The following is a 24,551-nucleotide window of genomic DNA, read 5'->3' as shown; positions in this document are numbered from 1 at the left end:
ATTTCCTGTCAGCCTATTTTAAAAAAAGAACATGCTCCCGGCCCCATCAAAACGGGGATTAACCACATTATTGAAAATAGACCCAAACCTGTAACGGATCCCAAAACTGGTATAAAATGAATAATTTGAATCGAGCTGTCTCCTTCTTGTTAAAAGATCTTCATTGGAAATATCTCCTTTAGCTATATTCAACTGGTCTCGTTGCAGCGCATAATATCCGCTAAAGTTTAGCGACAGACCCTTATAAAGACGGAGATCTGCATAACCAGAAAATGTGAGCCTGTTCTTGGAAACATCATGAAAATAGTGGCCATAGGATGCTGAACCGCTTAGTTGCCCCCACTTTTTATTTAAACTTATATCCAGGGAAAGGTTGTGCTTAAACCTCAATTCTTCGGTTTCTAAATAAATGGTTTCTTCGATATAATCGAAATATGAAGGTCCTACTTTATACATCAAACCAACATAATTGCTGTTTGATTCTGAATAAGGAAAGAAGTTATATTCTATTGCAGGAGAAAGGGTCCAGGAGGATGTATAATTGGAGAAATCTGATCTGAGAAATTCGACGTAACCACCAGCAGACCAGTGATCACCAAGTGACCATACTGTAGTATTATTTGCCCGGTAATTTTCGTTTGAAAATTCAAAGGCATCTTCCCCTTCACCAAAACGATTCTTGTTCACGCCATAGCTAAGTGAAGTTGTTGTTTTAAACTTTTCCGTTATTCTGGAAGCTGAAAATCCTGTGCTGAAACTGTTGCTAAAATAATTCTTATCCCCATTAAGATAACCGTTGAGTCGGGCGTTAAATACCCACAGATTCCACGGATCTTCTTGTTCTTCTTCTGTTCCTTTTCCTACTTCTCCTTCATTTTCCTTAACTGTTATCTGTACGTTTTTTCCCTGTTCTGTACGTGCAAGATATTTTACAAGGCCTAATTTGAGGGTCTGTACCATTTGTTGCCTTCCTTCATCATCAGTTGCGGTTGCCTGCCTTACAAAAGAGAGCGTATCATTTACTCCCGTAAAAATTTCCCTTCCGGTGAACTGTAATTTATATTCGCGGCCTCCACTCCCCGTTACCTGATGATTAGATAAAATAAAAACATTAGACTGGAAACGGTCATTTACATAATCTACAAAGGGAATTTCACGTTTTATAAAATCCTGATCACAATAAGATTGACAGTCCAAAAAAACTCGGATCTTTTTATTATTGTTTTCTACCTGTGAAAAAGAGTTTGAAAGAGAAAATAATGCAAGCGCTAGGATGATGTATTGTTTCATTAACAAGTTTAAGGGAAGTGATGATTTTTGATTTTATTCGGGCAAATATATTAAAATTGCATTAAAACCATCGATTGCATTGAAATTTATACAGAATCCTCATATTTGCCTAATTCTTTCAGATAACTGATCCATGAATTTATCTCTAACTTTTCTACTCAAGTTTTCTAAAAGTTATTCATTGAGTTTTAAAAGTTTTAATTCCGAAAGCTCGGATAAAAAAAATTTCGTTAAGAAGTTTTCTTTAAAAAGGAATCGTAAGAAATTCTTTTACCTTTATTAAGTTCGTCAATACCTAGTTTGATTTCTAAAATATCACTTTTTTCACAATTACCCGGTATTAATCTAAGTCTCCTTTATCTTTTAAGAAGTCAAATATTATTTTGTCAACTGCGGAAACTGAATTAATATCGGCATAGTTCAGCCATTTTATTTCCTCAATTTCATTATTCGCTTTTAGAGTTCCATTAAAGTCTGCCGAATAACAAGTCATTTTAACTATAATTCCATCTTTCATTCCGTCAGATTGAGCTTTGAAAGTACCCAAGTATTTATAGGAGTCTGGAATGATCTCCACACTCAGTTCTTCTCGTATCTCCCTGATCAAAGTTTGTTCATCGGTCTCACCTACTTCTCTTTTCCCTCCCGGGAAATAATAGTTGTTCTTCCCTTTAGATCTAGTGCTTAAAACTTGACCACTTTTAATCTTTATCAGGGCTATTTTATCAATTTCCATGTTCTTAGCTATATTTTTCAACTACTTATCTACAACAAATTATATAGTAACAAATATAATTTTTAAGATTGCTAATTCCCTGATACACCCTGTAGTTTAATTTCAATATACAGAATCAGGTTTATATTATTTGTACTAAATAATACGAGTTTTTTCTTCCTTTAGTATTTATACATTTTAAAATACTAAAGGCTTCTTCTTAACAATAAAAGAGAAATCACTAATACAAGAGCTTAACAAAGCGGAAATTACAGCAGAAATCCTTACCTTTGCATTTAATTAAAGGAAATGCTGATTTTTGTGAGACTTTCTTAGTCCTTTTGTAACTCAAAATCCATTTAAGCACTTAGATTGGCTGTCCAAAGAATAATTATTGACTTGAAGAGTAATCATGTTCAAAAAAATTTCTTTTCCTCCTTTTTTTATTATATGTTTAATTATTAAACCTTTAGGCTACATAAATTGTAACCATAGAAATATCAAATATGGGAAGACCTTCCACTAAACCAAAAGATTTAAGAGACGGATTTTATATAGAAGTTCGAAATAAAAATCAAAGAACGGCCATAAAAATCCGTAGAGATACTAAAGAGCAACTTATACTTGCTATAGAAGAGTATCGTAAAAACAAAGAAGTTACGGTTCTTGGAGAATCCAAGAAAGGTAAAATGATTGAAATTCCTGGGGTAAGCTAGAAGTTATTATTCATTTTTGGAGGTGTACATTCAAATATACACATACAATAAAGGAAGTGCCTTAAAGCGAGTTCTTTATTTTTAGACCAAATTGAATCTATACCAAGCAAGATCAAAAAACCTTTAGCTTTTCTAGCTTCTGCTTTTTGTAAATCAGCTCCGTCCCTGTAAGTTGCGGTTTCATCTTAAAACTGGAATCTCACGGCCAAATAAATTTTGCTGGTAAAAACAGCATTATATCAATTTCTGATGCTTAAAAAACAACTTACAATTAAAAGATCATATTTGATTTGAAACTGATTACGAACCGGGATGATGGATTTATACTTAAAGGTGCAAATCAAGAACCTCGAAGCAAGCCCGCCCGAACGGTACTGGCGGGCCTACGAGGCCTGTCCGATGGTTCGGGAGAAAATACTTTTAAAAATTCGAGGCAAGCCCGCCTGAATGTTTCGGGCAGGCCTCGGGGAACCTGCCCAGCCGGTCAGGCGGGTTAAACCCTCAATGAGGGATTAAAAATTAAAAAAGCAATATCGAGAGATATTGCTTTTTTTTTCCATCAAATTAAAGATCCCATATCTTAATCTAATCTCCCATCTGCAATTTAGGATCAACTACGAAAGTTCTTGGTGGCTCTTCATTGATCCTGAAGACCACACTATAATTTTCTATCCCTTCAACCTTTTTGTTTTTAATTTTTGCGGTTACCACTCCTTTTTTACCTTCTTCTATATAAATATCTTCCATGAGCTCTGCACCTCCATCTTCTTTTCTAAAGATCGCTAATACGTCTATGGTCAAACTACTATTTTCATTTTGAGGTACTGCACTCCACTCAATTTTCCTGTTCTTATAAACTTTAGTTAAAAAGTTTTTTGGGTCTCCAGAACGAGTAGCAGTAGTATCTCCCACATTTACAAAGAGTACTTTAGCATCCAAATTAGCCTCGTTTATACCATCTGTATCTATCACTAAAACTACTTGTACATCTTTTCGCTCCACTTCTATGGCATTATTTTTTACAGGAATAGCCAGATTATAATCGTTCTCATTGTTCAATACGAGCTCTTTAGAGATCTCTAAATAATTTTGTGATGTTGGTTTCTCATTTTTAAAGGAGATCAAAACGAGAAGAATTGTTAAAAAGCTAGCTGTTCTAATTGTCCTTTTTAATAATGTAGTTGTTTTCATAATATTTGATTTTTGTTGGTTTTACTTTTAAAAAAAGCTAATAAAACTATTAACTCATTGCAGTGGGTACTCCATTAGTACTTTTCGTACTAAGATCCTTGACACTCTCTACAAAATACATTGGAACCATCCCCTTGTTCTTTACTTCTATCTTACCACGCTCTTTACAAGAAAAGCTGTCTTTTATCAATTGAAAAGTATCTTCGGAAATATTGATCTTTCCACTCTCAGAAGAAGATTCCATACGTGAGGCCATATTTACTGTATCCCCCCAAATATCGTAAGCGAATTTTTTGGTACCCACCACTCCAGCGATCAAGGAGCCACTATTAATACCAATTCTAATTTCAAAATGAGCACCAAGAGCTTGATTCTTCTTTTTCGATTCTTTTACAAACTCTAAAATTTCTAGCGCTGCATACATGATCTTAATTGCATGATTTTCCATAGGGAACGGCACTCCTGCTGCGCACATATAAGAATCGCCAATTGTTTTTATTTTTTCCAGACCGTGCTTTTCAATAATTTTATCGAATTTTGAAAAATAGAAATCTACACTCTCAACCAGTTCTTCTGGAGAGAGGCTTTCAGAATATTGGGTGAACCCTTCAAAATCTGTAAATAAAACACTTACCTCCTCAAATTTTTTTGCCTGTACCTTTCCGGTTTCCATAAGCTCTAATGCTGTTCCCTCCGGAAGAATATTTCGCAACAAATGTTCAGATCTATTCTTCTCTTTTTCTATAATCAAATTAGTACGTCTTATAAAAATGTTTCGCCTATACAATCCAAATACTAGAAGCATTAATAAGAATAATGCTACTAAAACCCCAATCACAATATTTTGTTGATTTTTTTTCTGCTGACTCAGTAGATCTACTTCGGTTTGCTTTTGTGAAATTTCAAAATTGGTCCGCAAATCAGCCATCTCACTTACAGATTCTAAATTCCGTACACTATCACGATACATGATATAATCTTTATAATATTGGAAGGATTTTGCAGTATATCCAATTTGTTCATATAGTTCTGAAAGTTTTGAGTATGCAGCGGCTATGTAATTCTTGAACCCGTATTTCCTTGAGATCTCTAAACTTCTGCTAGCGTATTGAAAAGCTTTTTCTGTATCTCCTAATTCAGAATAAACATCTGAGAGAGAAACAAGGAATTCTGCTATGGCATTATGTGCATTCAACTCTTCAAGCAGAGCGATAGCCGTATTTAAATTCTCTTCAGCCAGATCATCATTTCCCAAACCTGCATTAATTCTACCAAGATTTCCTAAACTATAAGCTCTCCCTAAAGGAAAGTCTACTTTTTCAAAAATAAGGTCAGCTTCTTTGGTAAAAACCTCAGCTTTATCTAAATTCCCTATCCGTAGGTATTCGTCTCCAGCATTAAAAAGCGCACTACCAAGCGGTATTGAATCTTCCCCTTTACGCAACTCATCTATTCCTTTATTATAATATAGATCTGCATTGGCAGTATTTCCACTCATTGAGTATACATTTCCAATTTCTATATTAGAGTATGCAATTCCCTTCTTATCATTAATTTTATTAGCATAATCCAGACTCTTGAAATACGCTTTTAAAGCTTCTTTAAGATCACCTTTTAAACGTAATCCATTTCCTAGGTTGCGATAACCTGCGTATGTCTTTTCATCATCTCCAAGAGCCTTTGAACTAGTTATTAATAATATGGAATATTTAGATATACTATCGGGATCTGCTTCATTATTAGCAATTTTTAAGAGCACTTCCAAATCTGTCTGATTCTCTGATTTAGAGTAATAGATGCTTTTTAAACTATCCGATAGCTCTGGATTTTGGGCGAAACTGTGCCAGTAACAAAACAAAACTGTTGTAAGAACCAAAAAGTAATGTTGTCTTCTCATCTTTAACAAATAAATTGTTTCCAGTAGATTGATCGCTTCTTTAGCATTTAATAATGCATTCAAAATTCTAAGAAGTAGCATGTTTTATTTTATGCTTATAATGCTATTATAGAATCACTAAAAATGTGGGGATGAGTTCTCAAAATTTCTTAGGATATTTTAAATAGGTCGTTCATTTTTAACTTTCAGACATAAATGCAAATTATAAAATATTTCAACCCTATCAAACATACTGACTCTCAAGGTAGTGAAGTTATAAATATGAAAAAAGAGATTTTCGGTAAACAGCTTTAAAACACTTCTAAATGCAGGCTTGTTACTAATAAAATTTAAAATTTTAATATTTCTGAACTATTTTTATTACATGTTTTGATAGATAACATCAGTGGAACTGACACTCATAATATGAATTAAATTAAATTATAAAGCAGTTATTGTGGTAATTTAGTTACATTAGAAGTAGATATTCATGTGTTTTAGAAGATATTTGAACAACCCTATAGTTTAAATTCATTTTCAAGAGCTCTTAATTAGGTCTTTTACGAACCACATATTGTTTATACTATTTCAATTTCATATCTTGTTTATAAAAAAATTGGGACGCATAACAAAAGATTCGGTTAATGGATAAGTTTCTTCCTATTTATAATAAAGTGATTTCCAATTTGGAGCATAACTTACCTCCTTGGTTACATTATCACTGTTTAGAACATACACAACGTGTTTTAGAAAAGGTTATTTATATAGCAAAAAAGGAAAACGTAGGAGAACATAATCTATTTCTATTGAAAATTGCTGCGCTCTATCATGATATCGGATTTATTGTAGATAGAGAAAACCATGAAGAATTAAGCTGCATAATTGCTTCAAAGGAATTGAAGGAATTTGAGCTGAATGCAGATGAAATTGACCAGATCTGTGAGATGATGAAAGCTACTAAGATCCCTCAAAACCCCACCTCTCATCTTGCTGCCATTCTTGCCGATGCCGATTTGGAATATCTTGGTACAGATGTTTTCTTGGAATGGAGTGAGAAATTATACAAGGAACTATTGTATTATCAGCCAGACCTAAGTGAGGATAAATGGAATGAAATTCAATATAATTTTATTTCAAATCATCATTACCACACTTCTTATTGCAAGCAAAACCGTGAGCCAAAAAAATTAAAAAATTTAAAGTTGTTAAAAAAAAAACTGGAAGGAATTAAGTAAAACACTCTTTTCCTTTTCTAAAGATTTCCTCTAGGTTTCTAACTAACTTATAAAAAAAATGCAGCACTATCGTACTGCATTTGTTTATTTAACTCTTTAAATGAGTATTATTTCTTTGGTGGCAAAGCAAATGCAACGGCTTCATGCTCAAAATGGTTTCTGTGTGCACCATCGCAAAAAGGCTTGTTCTGTGAAAGCCCACATCTACAAAGAGAGATAACATCTCTTCCTGCGAGGTCATACACATTTCCTTCTTTATCTACTATTTCAAAATCTCCTGTAACCTTAAGAGATCCGTTATTGTTTACTTTAAGTGTTGTTTTAGACATAATATTTATTTAGGTTGATTAAAACTCTAGAGGATTCTATAGTCACTATTAAAAAATCAAAGAAAACGAAAATAGATTAGATTTTTACATCTAGCTTCTTAAATCTTGAATTCATTAATAACTTCTCAATTTTGGCTCCAGCCATAGAATTCCTATACTTATTAAAAATACTAAATAAAAATATAAAAGGGTAATAGGAATAGAATTGGTGTTTTTCGTATTTGTTGCGCCTGCCGAGTTAGAAACCCGGAGATTTTGCTGAATCCTCTCATAAGAATTCAAAGTCTCCCAATCTTCTATGTTATAAACATAATAGTTGTACACACCAGTGCTATCCTGTTGCAAACTTAATTTATGCCATCCAGATTGCTTAGGATACGTAGTCCCAGTCCAAAGCTTTGGGATATCAAACTCTTGGCGCAATGCCATCTCTGTTTTTTCTGAATTTAAAACAATCGGTGCTTTTTCTATAGTTCGCACTCGAAATTGAAAAGGTTCATTTGGGAAACCCATTTTTGATTGTGAAGACCACTCGGTTGAAGCGACAGCACTTTTGCTGAGTGCATTGATTATTTTTGTCCATAGTTGCTGATATGCACTTGTATTTCCATCCAATAGCAGTTCAAAAGTGTTTTCTAAAACACTACTCCCAACCTTCCCCTGCCCTATTCTTTTGTAGGCAGATAGAATTTGATTTCCAGGTTTCAGAATTGGTTCAAGTGTCAAGCTTTGTTTAAAAGTGAATGGATATTTAGTGACTTGCAAATTTCCATTTAGCATGGTTTCCTTGCTATTATCTTGAGTGTAATCAAATGAAGCTAAACCAGAGCTTGATCCGAATAGGGAAACATCTGGTTGAATAAAAACTCCTAAGCCATAATCCCTCACCGATTTTTCTATTGCATTCTTTTGTGAAGTCGAAAGTGTTTTGAAAGAGTTAAAATCTATTATTAAAAGGTCATAACTTTCGAGTAGTTTTTCTGAAATGTTTCCTATAGTTGACCGTTCTGCATTAAAATATTCATATTTATACTTCCCCTTGGTAACTTGACTTCTAACAATCACTTTATGATCCATTTCTGCCAAAAAGTTTTTCAAATACTTCGTTTCAAAAGTTGGAAACCCGTTGATCATCAAGATATTTAAAGCCTCTTTTTCGGCTACTTTTAACGGAATTGGATTAGAAGATATTAAGTTACCCAAAGAATCTTTTTCAGTGATTCTAAAAATAAAATTTCCGGCAGATTTTAAATCGGTATTTAGCGAAAATTGTTGTTCAGTTTTCTTTAATAATATAACAGAATCAAGAACTTGTCTGCCTGCACCTTCTAAGACCAACCTATTTCCTTGAGTTGGATTTGAATATAAACCCTTAAAAAGGGTCTTATCTCCTACTGCCTGTTCTAAATCGTAATTGAATTTTATAATTCCGCTGAGAGGCGCCCCTTCCAAATACTTTACAGATTTCCCCTCTAATTGCCATAAATCGTAACTCTTAATCCCATGTCCAAGGATGAAGACTGAATCTGTGCCAACTAATTCTTTTATAATTGGAGTATCCAAAGTATAATTTAAAACCTTGATATTCTCCTGTTCTTTTTTAAGACTATCTAAAGAAGTTTGTGTGTAGTTTTCAGTTAATATGATAAGATTACCCGAATTTTCAGTATTTAGAAGTGCTGGTCTTAAAGCGATCATAGCTAACGATAAAATGGCCAAGAAGGCCACCACAACTTTAATATAAAAACGAATACTTGAAAATTGAGAGCTTTCTTTCCAAATAAATACCACAAATAAAACAGCTGCTCCCAAAAGAACAGGCCAGCTCCATGTATCATTTAAAAAAGTAAATCTATCTATCATGCAGTTCCAATTCTTTTAGAAATATTTTGTTGATCTCACTTTCAAAACTCTTGTTCTTTGCAGGATTAGGGCTTGGTCTAGGCAAGGCAGATAATAGTCCTTTTTGAACTTCATCAAAGATTGCTGACCTATCTTTAAAATCTTCTGCCAGCCATTTTAATTGTTGTAATGTTTTTAGATATTTCCCAGGCTCTTCAATGGCTTTCCCAGCCAATTCGTTTCCAGCTTTTTTAAAAAGTTGGCGATCCTCATTCGTAATCTTATTTTTCTCTATTATCAACACTTCCAATCTCCGGATACTTTGTTTGATAAAGGGATATTTTTCTTCTAATCCAATCTCCTCGCTTTTTCTAAAGCTTAAGACATCTTCCAGTTTTCCAGTCAAACGTTTATCTTCTTTTATAGGTGGCGGATCAAAACCTATTCTATGCACATAAATTCTTGCTCTATTTTTAATTTCTTGGAGAAGTTTTAGAGCTCTATGCTGAAAAGGCAAAGATTTTTTAGGTTCATACAACCTCAAATGAAGTTCTGCATCCCACATTTCTGTCATCGCCTGCCTCAATTTACTTTTTAGAGAATTGCTGAAAAGTGTGGATTTCTCGGGATCATCGTGATTATGCACATATTCCTCTAAAGGAGTTTTGCTTTCCTCTTCTTTATTTTCAACAAGATTATGCTCGTTATCGCCATCATGATCATGAGAATATTCTGCCAATGGATCTTCTTTTTCGCTATTCTCTGCTGTTTCTTCAGGCTCGATCGTAGAACTAGCTTCGGTTTCATCTCCCATAAACTCCCCATATTTTATCCGAAGTGCTTTCTGATCGAAACCAAGTGCATTGCTCTTAGCCTTGAATTCCTTTTTAGATAAGGAGCTACGTTGCTTGATCAATTTTTCGGTATCAATAATCAGTTGCCGCTGACTTCTAAAATAAGCTGGCATTAAGTCGGCTCCCAAAGTGCCTTCCACTGCGAAATCGTAGGTTGTGGTATCTTTAATTACCGCAAAATAGGTTTCGCTTCTCGTTCGATTAGGCGTAGGCTCTTTAAGATCGGTTGCTTCTACATAAAAGTATAACTCATCCCCGGCTTCCATTTCTAGTTCATCAAGATCGATGGTTTTTGTAAGATCCAGTTTCCGGCCACCTTTTTTTAGCACTCCATTAAAGTCCATTTTTTGTTCCCTGAATTTCACCGATTCTCCACTTCCTTTACCTACCGTTGCTATAATGTAAGCTTCCGAAATTCCATAATCATCAGTAATCGAGGTAATAAAACTAAGCACTTTGCGCTCCTCCAATTCGAAAGCTGAAAATTGATCTATTCCTTGAATTTCCACTACGGGCTCTTCATCCTTAATCATTTTTATAGCATACAAATTAGAAACATAAACTCCTTCCAAAGTATCTTCAAATCTAAAATTATAGAAACCGGAAGAATTCAGTTTTAGTGAATAAGTATAAGAAGCTTCTTTAGATACCATCTTGTAAATAGCTCCCGTTGTTTCTATAACTGGATTTTTGATTGAACCATCAAAAGTAAGTTTCCATGAAATTCGGGAACCTTCCAAGGCTTTAATATCCATTTTTGAGGTGATCCCCGTAGGGATTCCGGTATATGTTGGATAAGTGATGCTTACAAATTGTTCTTTTATCTTTGGGGCTTTAGTTTGCCCTGTAGTAGAATCTACCTTTTGAAAGACGATCTCTGTTCCTTCTGAAGGTTTATAAGGAATATTGTCCTTAGACATACAATTGAAATAAAAAAATAGAATTCCCAAAGCAATCATTACGAAACTACTAATCCCGGACTGCTTCAGCCGATTAGGTGTTTTTATTGTATCTATCTTTTCTTCTAATTGCTTCCCTACCTTTTGTTGCTGAAGTTGCGCTAAGCCGGATAATTTTTCAGAAGAAAGTAAAAGCAATCCTGAGCTATATTCCGCAGATTCCATTTGATGGTCTATATAACTACTTACTTTCTCTAAGCTGAGCTGCCAAGGTTTCTTCAGAAATGATCGGATAGAAAAGATCACAAAAAATATTAGAATGCTACCTAGGTAGTTTTCACTTAGAAAATAGATTAATATAGATGCTCCTATTGTAAATATTAAGATCTCTAGCCAAAGCAATAATTGCCAACGTTTTCTGAAACTGATCAATATGTTTTTCCCAGCACTGCTCATTGTTTTCTATATCTGGCAAAAATTCGTTCGGTGATTATTAACAAAACTAACAACAGCCAAAGCCACTTTGAAATACTAAGCAATCTTGGTTGGACATTTTCAGACACTATTTCGGTAAATTGAGTAGATAACTCCTTCTTGTCTCTAGTCCGTTTGTCTAAAGTTTGAACTTTACTTTCCAGATCCTTATTGAGATCCAAAAACTTCAGCAATTGTTCAGGAAAGTTTTCAGCTAGAATAATTTCAGTAGTTAAAAGCTTAGTAAGGTGAAAAGTGTGTTTTGAGCTACTAGGTTCAATCAAAGAATTTGCGAGACTATCGGGAAAATATAGTAAGGAGCGCTGAGATGTGTTAAAACGAGGAGCTTCGCTAAGCCAAACAAGAGAATGATAGGAACTAAAATCTATGCCTGTTGTATCTTGAACTGCAAGTACCTCTAAAGGTCGCTCTAAATATTTGGAAATAGCCTTAAAAGAAGATTCCAAATAAATTTTAGTGGTTTCAAGTTCCTCCTCATAATAGATCAAAATAGCTATGGAATCTTTTGCTTTTAGAGGGTGCCATATTTGTTCGTTGTCTGCAAGAAAGCGCAAACTGTCCTTATTTTGATTAAGCTGAAGTGCATCGCTATTTAATGGAAGAATTTCTTCATGAAAACTTATTTTTTTTTGATCGCTTACTAATTCTAGCACTACTACCACATCGCCCTTTCTTACAACTTCCAGGATCTCATTTGCTTGAACTTCAGAATCAAAAACCATCCATTCTATATCTCGATTCAGTAGAGGTCTTTTCCCTTTAAAACCCTGCAAATATCCATTTGTAAATACCACAATACTATCTGATCGTAAAACCTCCATTTCATTTGCTAGTTGCCAATAGTTAGGAATCGGAAATTCTGTATTTCCCTCTTTGTAAGTATCTAAATCAGGAAAACCCGTTTGTAATAATCGGATTGAAGAATTTTGCTGCAAGCTATCCACCAATGTATTAAGGCTCTCATTTTTCAACAAAGAGGGTTCAATTAGATAAGTAATGGGAATATTTTCACTATCTCTTTTAATATGTGGTTCTGCTAGAATAAAAACCAAGACCGTTATCATAAGCAGTCTTAAAAGCAATAATAATAGTTCGTTAAGCTTGATGGAGTTGGTTTGCTTAACATCTGAATTTTCTAAAAATTTGACACTTCCAAGCTTGATCGTTCTTCCTTCCTTATTACTCCAAAGATGAATAGCCACCGGAACAACCAGTCCTAATAAAGCCCAGAGATATGAAGGATTCAGGAAACTCATACTAGATTAGTCTATTTCTAATTTTTAGAAAGGATTGTAAAGCTTCTCCTATTGGATCTTCCAGATTAAAAAGATGATAACTAATACCATTTGCCAGCAAAGTATCTTTAGTAGCTTTCATCATGTTTTCCAGCGATTTCAGATAGTGTTTTTTTGCTTCTTTGGTGTCGAGTTTCACAAGGTTGTTGATGGAAGTTGATTAAGATCAGATTGTAAACTTAGGATTTTATTTTTAAATTCATTGGGTGTTGTTTTAAATAATTCAGGTTCTATTTTGTACCATTTTTCAACTGCTTGAAAAGGAGTTTTCACATTAAGTTCTTTTCTCAAAGAACCATGCCTCCTGTACAAATTATAGTAGCACAGGAACTCCATCATATCCTTCCCCATCTGCTGTTTGTTTTGATATTTTATTTTTAGGATGGTATTGTTTTTAATCGTTCCGTTGGCTCTTTCCACCATACCGTTCGTTTTTGGTGTTGCTGGTTTTGTAAGCCTATGTTCAATGTTGTTCTTCATGCATTTCACATCCATTTTAGAAGGCTTGTCACAAAGTTTTCCTTTTTTGGACATAATAAGCCTGTTGGTGAATTCAAGTCCATTGTCGGTTAAGATATGACTGATATGGACCGGAAAGAAATCCAGGCATTTGTCCATGAAATCTTCTGTGCTCTCAGCCTTTTTGTTTTCATAGACCTCATAGAACATAGTCCTGGTGGCCCTATCTATTGCCACAAATAAATAATATGACTGCCCCTCGAATTTGGGCAAATAGGTTACATCTATGTGTAGGTACCCTGGTTTGTAGGCTTTGAATTTTTTGGCAATATCCCTCTTTTCCTGAGGTACTTTATTGATGTTTTCCTTCACAAAACAACGGTAGACAGAACTTCTTGAAATTGCCGGGTTACCCTCCAACAAAGATTCCCAGACCTCATCAATGGGTAGCCACGTGGAACTCCTCAAACTTATGGCAAGCGCTTTTTCCAAATCGGTCAAAGCATATATAATGTTATGGGGCGCACAGGAAACATCTTGGACGAAATCCCTGTTTTTCCATTTTGAAATAGTTTGTTTGGAAACGTTGAACCTTGATGCCAATTCGGAATTTGTAGCAGAATTGGTTTGAATTTGGGTACGAATATTTATATTCGTAGTGGCATTGAAATGATAGATTTGTTGCATAATTATTTTTATTTGTGGTAAAACAAAAATAATCAACTTTTTTATCTGACCCTTTCGGGGTTTTCTTTTTCGGCTACGCCTTCAAAGAAAACCCCGAAAGGGATGAAATGCCATCAACATTGTAGTGAAACTTTACACTTTGGCATCTACTTTTATACGGTTTCCAGATTCCAGATCTTCAAAGGTCACTGTTCCTTTATAATCGAATTCCAGTTCCTTCTTTCCCATGATCTGCATTACAATTACTTCATTCCTCAAAGTTTTTAACTGCTTAATAAAATTGGTGATTTCCAACTTATCTTCGTAAAGATCTGTTATAAAAAAAATGAGCTCCTTATGTCTTCTATCATGCAATTTGTTGAGCGCCGTTTGATCTTCTGGCCAATGCCCTTCACTTTTAATATTAATAAGCTCTAAAAGGATCCTGTTATAATGCTGCTTCTGAATTTTTGGATACAGATTTTGTAGGTGCTTATTATTCAAAGTAAACAAACCCACAGCATCGCCTTGATTTTGGGAAAGATATGCCAGTGATGCTACAAGTACCCGAACATGTTCCATTTTAGACAATCCGTTCTCTGTATGCAACATAGATTTGCTGGTATCCAAAATAAATTTTACTGAAATATTAGTCTCTATTTCAGATTGCTTAATATAGTAACGTCCAGATCTCGCCAGCATTTTCCAATCCAACAACCTCAAATCGTCGCCTGGCTCATAACTTCTATACTGACTAAATTCCATGCCCGGACCTACTCGTCTGCTATGGTTTAAACCAGAGAGATAACCATCTACTACCACACGAGCTATTAAAGCCAATCCTGAAACAGAATTGATGATTTCAGGTTTTAATAACTGGTGATAATCCTGTTTCACTTAATTCTTAGACTTTAAATTCGTGCTAGCGCTTTTCAGTAATTCTTTGGTGACCTCATCTGCTGTAATTCCTTCTGCCTCTGCTCTAAAATTCACTATTATTCGATGTCTAAGAACAGGTAAAGCAACATGCTTTAAGTCCTCTAAAGTAACCGATAATCTTCCGTTGATAAGTGCACGCGCTTTTGCAGTAAGGATCATGGCTTGACCTGCTCTGGGTCCTGCGCCCCAATTCACCCATTCCTTAACATAAGTATTATCTGTGGTTTCAGGACGAGTTGCTCTGGTAACTTGGCTCACAAATTTGATGAGATCATCACTTATTGGCACTTCCCTTACTAAATGTTGTAATCTCTGGATCTCTTCTCCTGAAATCACTTTATTTAGTTTTTCCTTTTTAGTGCCTGTCGTTTTCTTTAAAATAGCCATTTCTTCTACCTCATTTGGATAGCCAATTTTTATGTAAAAAAGGAAACGATCCTGTTGAGCTTCCGGCAATGGGAAAGTGCCAGATTGTTCTATTGGGTTTTGAGTAGCCAGAATAAAAAATGGTCTATCCAACTCATACGTTTTTCCAGAATAGGTAACTTCAAATTCCTGCATTGCTTCTAGGAGCGCTGCCTGAGTTTTAGGAGGAGTTCTATTGATCTCATCTGCAAGAATGATATTGGCGAAAATAGGACCTTTGTTGAATTTAAAAAATTTCTTTCCTGTACTATGATCTTCCTCTAATATCTCTGTTCCTATAATATCTGATGGCATTAAATCTGGGGTAAATTGAATTCTTCTAAAATCCAGATCTATCGCCTGTGCGAGCGTACGAATCATCAAGGTTTTCGCCAAGCCCGGTACTCCTTCTAAAAGGGCATGACCACCTGCCAAAAATGTAATAAGCAATTGCTCTACAGTTTCTTCCTGGCCTATAATCACCTTTCCGATTTCTGCCTTTAGATCCTTCAATTTTTCTGAAAGATCTTTCACTTCTTGCTCTATCTGTAACAAATCTTTTTCCATAAAGTATGTATTAGGAGGTAAGTGCATACATCACTATGTTCACTCCAAAGCGAGTATTATCTATTTTATACCAGCGTTTATTTCTAAAATCATAATCCCATTCGCAGCCATAATCTTTATTACTATAGAGAACACCAATTCTTCCATTTATCTCTATAGCCTTTAAATATTCATGTACCAAATCGTCTCCCCAACCATTTAACTCTTGAGAGGTGGTAGGTGGACCATCTTCAAATTCAAAAAAGATATTATACAGTTCGTGATCGTTCGAAATCTTTATTAATTCCTGTGGTCCAAAAATATCTTCCATTTGGCGCTCAAAAGATTTTGCAAAAAGCCCATCTATATCATGGTTGCAATCGTCTGCAAATACAAAACCTCCATTTCTAATGTATTTTTCAAAATTCTCTCGTTCCTTTTTGGTGAATTGCACCAACTTATGACCCGAGATGTAACAGAAAGGACATTTAAAAATCTCATCACTACTTAAAGGAATTATATTTTCCTGAATATCCACTTCTAAAGTGGTGTATTCTACCAAAGAATTCAGCAAATTAGAAGGCATACGCTGGTCTACATCCCAGTCTCCGGATTCGTATTGTAGTCTGGTGAAGAAAAATTTACTGCTCAATGTGATGTGTGATAATTATTAAAGTAAAACTATAATAAAAGTAACTAGCTCCTAGCTTTAAGACGTTTAAAAATCCAATTAGTTTAAAATGAAATAAAAGAAAAACTGGTTGTCTTGAAAAGTTCAAAAACAACCAGTTTTTATTATCAATAACTATTTCTAAACCGCATCAGACAGGCTGGTGAAGGTAAAATCTCTTACCTTCATATAAGGGATCAAATTTCCATCTACTCTCACTTGTTTTCCTAGAGTTTCTAAATTATTAAGCATAATAATAGGGCTCTCGTTAAATCTGAAATTCTTTACCGGATACTTGATTTTTCCGTTTTCAATATAAAAAGTTCCGTCTCTGGTAAGTCCTGTAAATAGTAGAGTTTGTGGATCCACGCTTCTAATATACCATAGCCTGGTAACTAAAATTCCTTTTTTAGTATCTTTAATAAGGTCCTCTAAACTCGCTGTTCCGCCTTCCATAATAATATTGGAAGGATAAGGCACTGCATCAACTCCTTTCTGCTCTGCCCAATATCGGCTATACGCAAGATTTTTTACAACTCCATTCTCAATCCATTTAGTCTTCTTTAATGCTTGCCCATCTCCATTCCAGGTAGCAGTGGGCACATCGGGATGCAGAGGGTCAGAATAGATATTCACGCGTTCATCTACAATCTTATCTCCTAATTTAGTGCCTCCTTCTTTAGACATAAAACTTCTACCTTCATCTGCAGTTCGCGCATCTAAAGCACTAGCCATATTTCCTAACAGATCTGAAGCTGCTGCCGGTTCGAGAATTACGGTATATTTCCCAGGTTCTATAGCTTTGGCTTCCATAGACATGATAGCTTTCTCTATAGCTGCGTTAGACGCTGCTGCTGCATCGAATTTAGACACATCATTATAATCTCTAGTTACCCACCCGGAACCAGTGCCGTCGTTGGTACGCATGGTAACGGTAAAATCCATACTTGTTGATTTATTATAAGCAAATAAACCTTTTGAGTTGAGGATCGCATTAAATCCTGCTGAATCATTTAAAAATCCTGCAGCGGTCACATCTTTTGCTGCCGCCGGAGTGATGCTTTTATTAGCTACTTCTGCCCTGAATTCTGGAGTTATCTTCGCAGTTGCTTCTACAAAACTCACAGGTTCATCATAGGTTTGTGGTCCCATAGGTGCCATAAATTCTGGATTCTCAGGGGAGAGTTGAGCTAATTCTTCAGCTCTTCTCACTACTTTTTCCAAAGATTCATCATCAAATTCATCTATAGTTGCAGTTCCAGATTTCTTTCCGAAGCTAGACTGCACTACTAAGGTTTGATTGGATCTATGTCCAGAGGTAGAAACTGTATTTCTTGCGTAACGGATGTTTCCGCTTTCACTACCTCCCATGTTTATTTCGCAAACATCGGCCTTAGAAAAGCTTAACGCCTTTTCCATAATCTTCCGAGCTTCTTCTTTTGTATATATTGCCATAATGTTGTTATTCTTTAGAGTAAAATAAAAGATTAAATACTTCTACCAGTGTTTATCACATTAACGTCGTTAAATCTTGATGTAGAACTACCATGAGATACCGCACTTACTTGTGAAGGTTGACCTTTCCCATCGAAAAATGAACCGAAAATGCGATAATCACTCTCATCACATATCTTAGTACAAGAATTCCAGAATTCCTGAGTATTAGATTGATATGCAACATCATCTAACATTCCTACAATCTCTCCATTTTTGATCTCGTAGAAAACTGTTCCTCCAAACTGGAAGTTGTAACGCTGCTGGTCTATGGAATAAGAACCTCTCCCGGCGATATAAATCCCCTTTTCTACATCCTTGATCATATCAGTAATAGAGTACTTTTCTTTTCCAGCCTCTAAAGAAACATTTGGCATACGTTGAAATTGCACATCATTCCAGGATTGCGCATAACAACATCCATGAGATTCATTTTGATCTATCATATGAACCTGATCACGAATAGCTTGATAATTTTTAAGTACACCATTTCTTACCAGATCCCACTCTTTTGTTTTCACACCTTCATCATCATATCCTACATTTCCAAGAGATCCCGGCATTGTTTTATCTGCAACCAAGTTTACAATATCACTACCATATTTAAAGTCGCCAGATTTCCATTTATCTAAAGTAGCAAAACTGGTTCCAGCATAATTGGCTTCATAGCCAAGTACACGATCTAGTTCTAAAGGATGCCCAACAGACTCATGAATAGTTAATCCTAAGTGGTTAGGTTCTAGTACTAGATCATATTTCCCGGCATTTACAGATTTTGCAGTAAGCATTTCTTTTGCCTGTTTAGCTGCCAGCGTAGCATCTTCTACTATATCGTAACTATTTCTATATAACTTAAGACCCGCAGGGCCTTCTATTTTTTCTGAAGCTAGACCATCCATATATTCGTATCCCATCCCCATTGGTGCACTCATAGCCTGACGAGATTTGAATTTTCCAGCAGTTGGGTCTATTGCCGTTACGTCAAAGGTTGGCCAAATACGGTGAATATCCTGGTCTATATAAGAACCTTCTGTAGAAGCGAAGTATTTTTGCTCATTCACCATAAAAAGGGCAGAATTTACATAGTTTGCTCCATTATCCATTGCCGCAGCATTCGCGTCTAGCAATAGTTCCACTTTTTCTGAAACAGGTACATCCTTGAAATCTTTTTTAATGGGGGTTTTCCACGAAACTTCTCCATAAGATTCTACAGGAGCAAGAATTACGGGATCTCTCTGAATTTTAGAATTGGCTTTGGCAATTGCTACCGCTTGTTGAGTTGCTATTTTAATACCATCTTCGGTCACACTATTAGTGGAGGCAAAACCCCAAGTACCATTAGCGATTACACGAATACCAATCCCAAAAGATTCGGTATTAACTACATTTTGCACCTTATCTTCTCTGGTAAACACATATTGATTTAGATATCTGCCGATTCTTGCATCAGCATAGGTTGCTCCTAGAGACCTAGCAGCGTTAAGTGCAGTGTCTGCCATCATCTTCTTTGTGGCGAGATCCATTCCTGGATCTAACAAGGCTTCTACCGGAATTGAATTTCCCAAGAATAGCGAAGGCATCATTAATGCTCCTGTTCCTAATCCTGTTAATTGAACAAACTTTCTTCTTTCCATTTAATTTTGGATTTTCTGATTGATAATTTAAATTCCCTTTTAACCAAAACTATAGGTGTTCCCCCTGATGAAAAATTGATAAAAACACACAAAATTTAAGATACAGAACCCAAATAGATTATGACATTCGAGTTATTTTAAAAAATAATATCTTTTTATGATCCCTAATTTAATAAAAATTTAAGAATAATTACAATTTGATTATGAGAAGATTGAAAAATGCAAAAAAAAGGTTGTTACCACCTTAATTATTGACTATTCTCAAAATGTACGGATTTTTTAGTAAGGTTTAATGAACTACTTCGAGGCAGAGCCATCAAGGTTTCAGAAACAAGATCGCTGCGCTAAAAGAGCCAAGAAACTAGACTTTTTTTTTGTCTTGGCTCTTGGTTCTTAAATCTTGATAGTATTCTTGATTGTATCGATGCTACACCCGAGGCATAGCCTCGGGGAATTTTATTGATTAAGATAAAATTGAGCTAGATTTAAATTTAAAAAATGAAATCTTCTTCTTCAGAGAAAAAACACTCTAAAAAGACTGACTTATAATGATCGTTCTTCAATTAGCGTCCTGAGCTTTTATACTATTTAAAACGGGAATTAAAGTCCAAATGTTTTCTGAGGTTCCATCCTGTGAAGTGATTTTTATACTTTTATATTCCCTATCTAATGAAGTAAGATCTAATGCAGCTCCAGACTCTATAGAACTTTTAGCTCCATAAGGGATATCAAAATCTACTTTAACTTGCGAAAGGTCTGTATTACTAGCAAATTTTATATAGATCTCATTGTTATCCCAGTTAACAACAGCTCCTGAAATTTCGCTATCTGCATTTACATTATAAATACCAGAATTCCCTAATGGAATTCCATCTGCTTTAGGATCTCCTAAAACTGCGATATCTTTAGCATCCATTGAATAATTTCTAAGTTGAATAGCGTTTACATAGAATTCTGAAGTTTCGTTATCATTATCTGAAAACAGTAGAAAGCCTTGATCCTGTCCTCCAGCAAAAACATTATATACAGACCATCTTCCTCCAGATATTTCATTCTCTCCAATGAATTTTCCGTTTATGTATTTTTTAATTGCTTTCTCTGTAACTACAATTCCTAACCTATACCAGGTTTCAGGTTTTAGCGGATTGTGATATTCGTTGCTTACTCCTATTCCGCCAGAATCTATAAATAATTCGGCGTCGTTATCATTATCTGGGTTTGATTGATATAAACTTATGTACTTCTCACTGCTTTCTTTTGGGATATAAATATCCATTATTAGAGAATAGTTATAATGTAAATTTGCCTCTAGCCCTGAAGTAAAATTAGAAAAAATGAACAATCCGTTGTTAGGATCGAATGCCGGGATTTTAGCTACGGGAGCTTTCTTCCCATTTATAGATTTAATATTGAAAGAAGTAGTAGTTCCAAATTGTACTGGCTGATGTGCATATTCTTTATTATAATTTAAAGGACGAAGCTGGCTACCCACACCTGTACTATATAAATTCTCTTTATCGAAATTCCAGTTTCCAGTAGTCGCTCTAATTGGCTTGGTATCTAAGTCTAATCCTTCGCAAATAGATTTTAATGCAGAAGTTGCAATATCTGATTCTACGCCGTCTACCCCGGCATTTTTCAATTTCTTGATCTCCTCAATATTATTAGAGGTAAACACCCAAACCTTTGCATTATTCTCGTGAACTTTAGCCAGAAAAGTTTTAAATTTTTCATTGGTTTCATCTAAAGCAAACGTATAATAAGTCTCAAAGATCACACAACCTAAAGCTACCATTTCTTGATACCAACTGTCATCATTCACATTTTCTGGTATTCCTCCAAAGTAGATGAATGAAGAATTTGGACAGTAACTTTTAAATTTCTTAGCCTCTTCTATAGAAGCTACAGCCGGGAGCATTCTCTTAGGATCCACATTAGAGTTTTGAAGCACCTTACACATGAGTTCATGGTTCGTTTTCTTAGTATCCAGATATAGATAAGCATCGTGCTTTTCGGCTAAAATCAGAGCCTCTTCCAAAGTTGCTATTTTAGTATTGGTAAACTGCCTTCCTTTCCAATCTCCAAAATCCAGTTGTAATAGTTCATCATATGTGGAAGAAACAACATAACCTTGTCCGCTACTTGCCCTATACATTGTTGGCTGATCATGGTATAAGACATACACATCATCTGAAGTTATATTAATATCGATCTCACAATATTTAACTCCCCTTTTAAATGCTTCTTCTATACTCAAAAGCGTGTTTTCAGGGTATATATCTGAATAACCTCTATGCCCTATTACTTGAAAATCGCAATCGGAATAATTGTAAGTGGGAATAGACTCTTGAGAGAATAATAATGGTATTCCAAGGAGAATATAAATTAAGGCTAACAGTCCCTTAGGGATCATAATTACTAATTTTGAACAATAATAATTTTATTAATCTAAATAAGATCATAAGTTGAATTTAATCAGACAAAAGATCTATTTAATCGATTAAATGCATGTTTGTTCTATATCAGAACAAACGGAAGAAAGAATAAATTCTTGTTTTAAACTATAGCTTACTAGCTTATAAATTATTCAAGAAATAAAATTAGTCCTTCTGTTTTTTGCCAGGGTTTGATAATCCTGCCCTACTCATTACACCCCAACTATTTTTCCCTCTTAGAAGATCCAGATTCCCCATTACTGCAGACCACATAATGACCGGATGATATATTATTGGCTCCAACAATGCAGTACCTATAAGCCTAAAAATATAGCTTGGCTTTTTATACTGTTGAAAAGAATATTCTTCGAAAAACAAAGCAGTCACAGAAAATAATATTGCAAAGCTATATACCGCTAAAAAGAAAGTTAAAAATATCTGCCAACTTACTTGTCCTAATATAAAGAGTATAATAAAAAATAAAATTCCTGTAAATTCTATAAGCGGCGCAAGCCATTCAAAAAAGAACCAAAATGGCGTGCTTAACATCCCTAGTATTTTATACTTTGGATTAAACATCATTTTTTTATGGATCCATAAAGTTTCTGCAGTTCCTCTAGTCCATCTGTTTCTTTGGCGTTTAAGAATTTCCCAGGTTTGCGGCACTTCTGTCCAGCATAAAGGATCTGGCACAAAGCCAACGGTGTATGGTACATTACGCTCTTGCATCATTCGGCGCATTCTTACCAATAATTCCATATCTTCTCCAACCGTGTTGGTATCATAACCGCCAGCTTCAATTACAATTTGCTTATCGAACATGCCAAAGGCACCAGAGATAAGTAACAACCCATCTACTCTAGACCACGCCATTCTTCCCATTAAAAATGCTCTGAAATATTCTAAGACTTGTACTCTTGCAACAAAAGAATCTGGTAATTTAACTTCTATAATTCTACCATCCTCTATAACGCAAGAATTAGCGACTCTAATAACTCCGCCAGAAGCAATCACTTTATTCCCGTTATTTAAAAATGGCTTAATTAGTTTAAGCATTGCATCATTTTCTAAAATACAATCTACATCAATACAACAAATCACACTATTTTGGCAAATATTAATCCCCGTATTTAAGGCATCAGCTTTACCTCCATTTTCTTTATCTACAACCGTAAGATTTTTGAATGCTTTATTCTTGGACTTATAAATACCTTTAATATCCTTTGTTTTCACGAAGTTGTGATAAAGAACATCCTTTTTTTCAAGTTCATATTCTGCAAAAAGCAATTCCATAGAATTATCGCTACTCCCGTCGTTTATAATTACAATTTCGAAAGAAGGGTAATTAATGGTTAATAAGGAACGAACATTTTCAACAATATTTAATCCCTCATTAAACGCAGGTGCTAAAATGGAAATGGCTGGGAGATTTAGAGACTGAAGGAGGGCTATATCATCTTCAAAATTATTTCTGCGCTTATAATCTCTAATTTCTTTAAGAGAATAGATTGCAGTAAATAAATAGCCACTGCAAATAATTGACCCATAAATCAAAAAAAGCCAACTTGCTATTTCGGTAAACTGACTTAAAACTGAACCCATTTATATCTCGAATCTCTTCTCTAACATGAACTGCGAATATATGAGTTCTTTCTTTTCTGGAAGAAAGCCTTGTTCTATATTATGATATTTTATTCTCAATTCCCAATCTGTGGTAGCTAATTGGTCTCCTATCTTCTTTAAATCCTCATAATTGCCTAGTTGTTCTACGGAATTTAAGATCTCTAATTTTATTATTCTGCTATTATCCTCAAAGTTAGGGATTATCAATTCTAGCAGTGCAATATGTTCCAAATTAGTAAGGGAAGTAACTGCCTCGCGCTTTAAAGTGTCGTTTTTAGATTTAAGAAAGGGAATCAATTTTGGAATGTTTTCGAATTGATTATACCTAGCAATCATTCTAATTGAAAATTCCACCACACTAGTTAGATCATGATATAACCATTGTGAAAAATCTGGCGCGGGACCTTTATAAAAATTCTTCAATGCATTTTCTATATAAATTTGCTGCCATGTGGTTAAAGGCCTCACTGTTTTATCCAGAAATTTTAAAGGTTGTTCTTCTGCTAGCTTCAGAAAATATAGTTGAGATTGTTGTCTAACCTCATTTCGAGACTCGTTTAGATAAGCTTCAATTCTATGGTTTGGAACTTCAATACAAAGCTCAGATAATGTGTTTATTGCTCTAGCAGTAGTAAACCAGCACCCATCCTCTAGATCTAACAAAGTGAATTCTACCAGACCTAATTTATTGTATAATGTTTCCAAATCTTTTGCAGATTCTCCTTTAAGATTCTCATGAAAATGGAGTATTTCTTTTATAGTAACCTTGATTTCTAAAGAAGTCTTTAAATGATTCTCTTTAAAATTTTTAATCTCTAATATCTTATCAAAATCTTCATCAAACAAATAGGAATTCAAAAAATCTATTAACAATGATTGTTGCTTGCTCTTTTTTTCATTTCTGTAGATCTTAAAAATCCTAATCCAAATAATAGAAATAAAA

General features: G+C 34.8%; 19 protein-coding genes and 1 pseudogene. 2 read left to right on the top strand and 18 right to left on the bottom strand.

Going from position 1 to position 24,551, the window contains the following annotated elements; genetic code table 11:
- Window positions 1-18 precede the first annotated feature (18 nt).
- Both H033_RS20970 and H033_RS0109920 read right to left on the bottom strand, forming a co-directional pair.
- A complete protein-coding gene (locus tag H033_RS20970) occupies window positions 19-1,290 on the bottom strand; it encodes a hypothetical protein (protein ID WP_051227864.1) in 1,272 nt (423 codons plus the stop codon).
- 340 nt (window positions 1,291-1,630) lie between these two features.
- Window positions 1,631-2,026: an NUDIX hydrolase gene (locus H033_RS0109920; protein ID WP_026838185.1), complete on the bottom strand. Its 396-nt coding sequence runs from the start codon at window positions 2,024-2,026 to the stop codon at window positions 1,631-1,633.
- Between the two features lie 485 nt (window positions 2,027-2,511).
- Between H033_RS0109920 and H033_RS0109915 the strand changes: the two genes are divergently transcribed.
- On the top strand, window positions 2,512-2,721 hold the full coding sequence (locus H033_RS0109915; RefSeq protein WP_010228566.1) for a hypothetical protein: 210 nt from the start codon (window positions 2,512-2,514) through the stop codon (window positions 2,719-2,721).
- 585 nt (window positions 2,722-3,306) lie between these two features.
- Here the strand turns inward: H033_RS0109915 and H033_RS0109905 are convergent.
- Window positions 3,307-3,912, bottom strand: a complete 606-nt coding sequence (locus H033_RS0109905; protein WP_026838183.1) for a hypothetical protein — start codon at window positions 3,910-3,912, stop codon at window positions 3,307-3,309.
- A gap of 49 nt (window positions 3,913-3,961) precedes the next feature.
- Entirely contained in the window at window positions 3,962-5,890 is a 1,929-nt protein-coding gene (locus H033_RS19935; protein WP_155827770.1) for an adenylate/guanylate cyclase domain-containing protein, read from the bottom strand.
- 542 nt (window positions 5,891-6,432) lie between these two features.
- Between H033_RS19935 and H033_RS0109895 the strand changes: the two genes are divergently transcribed.
- A complete protein-coding gene (locus H033_RS0109895; protein WP_026838182.1) occupies window positions 6,433-7,023 on the top strand; it encodes an HD domain-containing protein in 591 nt (196 codons plus the stop codon).
- Between the two features lie 107 nt (window positions 7,024-7,130).
- Here H033_RS0109895 and H033_RS0109890 read toward each other — a convergent pair whose 3' ends face one another.
- The 14 genes and pseudogenes from H033_RS0109890 to H033_RS0109825 form a co-directional block, all read right to left on the bottom strand.
- Window positions 7,131-7,352, bottom strand: a complete 222-nt coding sequence (locus H033_RS0109890) for a CDGSH iron-sulfur domain-containing protein (RefSeq protein WP_026838181.1) — start codon at window positions 7,350-7,352, stop codon at window positions 7,131-7,133.
- Window positions 7,353-7,466: 114 nt separating this feature from the next.
- Window positions 7,467-9,215 (bottom strand): hypothetical protein, encoded by a 1,749-nt coding sequence (locus H033_RS0109885; RefSeq protein ID WP_026838180.1) that lies wholly within the window; start codon window positions 9,213-9,215, stop codon window positions 7,467-7,469.
- The gene (locus tag H033_RS0109880) at window positions 9,205-11,403 is read right to left on the bottom strand and encodes a DUF4175 family protein (RefSeq protein WP_026838179.1); all 2,199 of its coding nucleotides are present in this window, start codon (window positions 11,401-11,403) and stop codon (window positions 9,205-9,207) included. Before H033_RS0109880 ends, H033_RS0109885 begins: the two co-directional genes overlap by 11 nt.
- Window positions 11,400-12,698: a BatA domain-containing protein gene (locus H033_RS0109875; protein WP_026838178.1), complete on the bottom strand. Its 1,299-nt coding sequence runs from the start codon at window positions 12,696-12,698 to the stop codon at window positions 11,400-11,402. Before H033_RS0109875 ends, H033_RS0109880 begins: the two co-directional genes overlap by 4 nt.
- A 1-nt stretch (window position 12,699) precedes the next feature.
- On the bottom strand, window positions 12,700-12,822 hold the full coding sequence (locus H033_RS22285; RefSeq protein WP_262489306.1) for a hypothetical protein: 123 nt from the start codon (window positions 12,820-12,822) through the stop codon (window positions 12,700-12,702).
- A 50-nt stretch (window positions 12,823-12,872) separates the two neighbouring features.
- The gene (locus H033_RS0109865; RefSeq protein ID WP_026836997.1) at window positions 12,873-13,883 is read right to left on the bottom strand and encodes a DDE-type integrase/transposase/recombinase; all 1,011 of its coding nucleotides are present in this window, start codon (window positions 13,881-13,883) and stop codon (window positions 12,873-12,875) included.
- A 138-nt stretch (window positions 13,884-14,021) separates the two neighbouring features.
- Window positions 14,022-14,759, bottom strand: a pseudogene (locus H033_RS19930) (DUF58 domain-containing protein); the annotation flags it as partial.
- On the bottom strand, window positions 14,760-15,773 hold the full coding sequence (locus H033_RS0109855; protein ID WP_026838177.1) for an AAA family ATPase: 1,014 nt from the start codon (window positions 15,771-15,773) through the stop codon (window positions 14,760-14,762).
- 10 nt (window positions 15,774-15,783) lie between these two features.
- Window positions 15,784-16,404, bottom strand: a complete 621-nt coding sequence (locus tag H033_RS0109850; RefSeq protein WP_026838176.1) for a DUF4159 domain-containing protein — start codon at window positions 16,402-16,404, stop codon at window positions 15,784-15,786.
- Between the two features lie 159 nt (window positions 16,405-16,563).
- A complete protein-coding gene (locus H033_RS0109845; RefSeq protein ID WP_026838175.1) occupies window positions 16,564-17,877 on the bottom strand; it encodes a TldD/PmbA family protein in 1,314 nt (437 codons plus the stop codon).
- A gap of 32 nt (window positions 17,878-17,909) precedes the next feature.
- Entirely contained in the window at window positions 17,910-19,550 is a 1,641-nt protein-coding gene (locus H033_RS0109840) for a TldD/PmbA family protein (protein WP_026838174.1), read from the bottom strand.
- Window positions 19,551-20,109: 559 nt separating this feature from the next.
- The gene (locus H033_RS20965) at window positions 20,110-21,963 is read right to left on the bottom strand and encodes a glycerophosphodiester phosphodiesterase (RefSeq protein WP_051227862.1); all 1,854 of its coding nucleotides are present in this window, start codon (window positions 21,961-21,963) and stop codon (window positions 20,110-20,112) included.
- A gap of 187 nt (window positions 21,964-22,150) precedes the next feature.
- The gene (locus H033_RS0109830; RefSeq protein WP_026838173.1) at window positions 22,151-23,587 is read right to left on the bottom strand and encodes a glycosyltransferase family 2 protein; all 1,437 of its coding nucleotides are present in this window, start codon (window positions 23,585-23,587) and stop codon (window positions 22,151-22,153) included.
- Window positions 23,588-24,481: a HEAT repeat domain-containing protein gene (locus tag H033_RS0109825; RefSeq protein WP_231367588.1), complete on the bottom strand. Its 894-nt coding sequence runs from the start codon at window positions 24,479-24,481 to the stop codon at window positions 23,588-23,590.
- Window positions 24,482-24,551: the final 70 nt, after the last annotated feature.

It is taken from the genome of Gillisia sp. JM1 (genome assembly GCF_000424645.1).
Taxonomy (GTDB): domain Bacteria; phylum Bacteroidota; class Bacteroidia; order Flavobacteriales; family Flavobacteriaceae; genus Gillisia.
This window is presented reverse-complemented; position numbering and strand designations above follow the sequence as displayed.

What these genes read in the sequence shown, in the direction of transcription:
- H033_RS20970 (WP_051227864.1), bottom strand. Translation starts at nt 1,290, where the DNA reads ATGAAACAATACATCATCCTAGCGCTTGCATTATTTTCTCTTTCAAAC.
- H033_RS0109920 (WP_026838185.1), bottom strand. Translation starts at nt 2,026, where the DNA reads ATGGAAATTGATAAAATAGCCCTGATAAAGATTAAAAGTGGTCAAGTT.
- H033_RS0109915 (WP_010228566.1), top strand. Translation starts at nt 2,512, where the DNA reads ATGGGAAGACCTTCCACTAAACCAAAAGATTTAAGAGACGGATTTTAT.
- H033_RS0109905 (WP_026838183.1), bottom strand. Translation starts at nt 3,912, where the DNA reads ATGAAAACAACTACATTATTAAAAAGGACAATTAGAACAGCTAGCTTT.
- H033_RS19935 (WP_155827770.1), bottom strand. Translation starts at nt 5,890, where the DNA reads ATGCTACTTCTTAGAATTTTGAATGCATTATTAAATGCTAAAGAAGCG.
- H033_RS0109895 (WP_026838182.1), top strand. Translation starts at nt 6,433, where the DNA reads ATGGATAAGTTTCTTCCTATTTATAATAAAGTGATTTCCAATTTGGAG.
- H033_RS0109890 (WP_026838181.1), bottom strand. Translation starts at nt 7,352, where the DNA reads ATGTCTAAAACAACACTTAAAGTAAACAATAACGGATCTCTTAAGGTT.
- H033_RS0109885 (WP_026838180.1), bottom strand. Translation starts at nt 9,215, where the DNA reads ATGATAGATAGATTTACTTTTTTAAATGATACATGGAGCTGGCCTGTT.
- H033_RS0109880 (WP_026838179.1), bottom strand. Translation starts at nt 11,403, where the DNA reads ATGAGCAGTGCTGGGAAAAACATATTGATCAGTTTCAGAAAACGTTGG.
- H033_RS0109875 (WP_026838178.1), bottom strand. Translation starts at nt 12,698, where the DNA reads ATGAGTTTCCTGAATCCTTCATATCTCTGGGCTTTATTAGGACTGGTT.
- H033_RS22285 (WP_262489306.1), bottom strand. Translation starts at nt 12,822, where the DNA reads ATGATGAAAGCTACTAAAGATACTTTGCTGGCAAATGGTATTAGTTAT.
- H033_RS0109865 (WP_026836997.1), bottom strand. Translation starts at nt 13,883, where the DNA reads ATGCAACAAATCTATCATTTCAATGCCACTACGAATATAAATATTCGT.
- H033_RS0109855 (WP_026838177.1), bottom strand. Translation starts at nt 15,773, where the DNA reads ATGGAAAAAGATTTGTTACAGATAGAGCAAGAAGTGAAAGATCTTTCA.
- H033_RS0109845 (WP_026838175.1), bottom strand. Translation starts at nt 17,877, where the DNA reads ATGGCAATATATACAAAAGAAGAAGCTCGGAAGATTATGGAAAAGGCG.
- H033_RS0109840 (WP_026838174.1), bottom strand. Translation starts at nt 19,550, where the DNA reads ATGGAAAGAAGAAAGTTTGTTCAATTAACAGGATTAGGAACAGGAGCA.
- H033_RS20965 (WP_051227862.1), bottom strand. Translation starts at nt 21,963, where the DNA reads ATGATCCCTAAGGGACTGTTAGCCTTAATTTATATTCTCCTTGGAATA.
- H033_RS0109830 (WP_026838173.1), bottom strand. Translation starts at nt 23,587, where the DNA reads ATGGGTTCAGTTTTAAGTCAGTTTACCGAAATAGCAAGTTGGCTTTTT.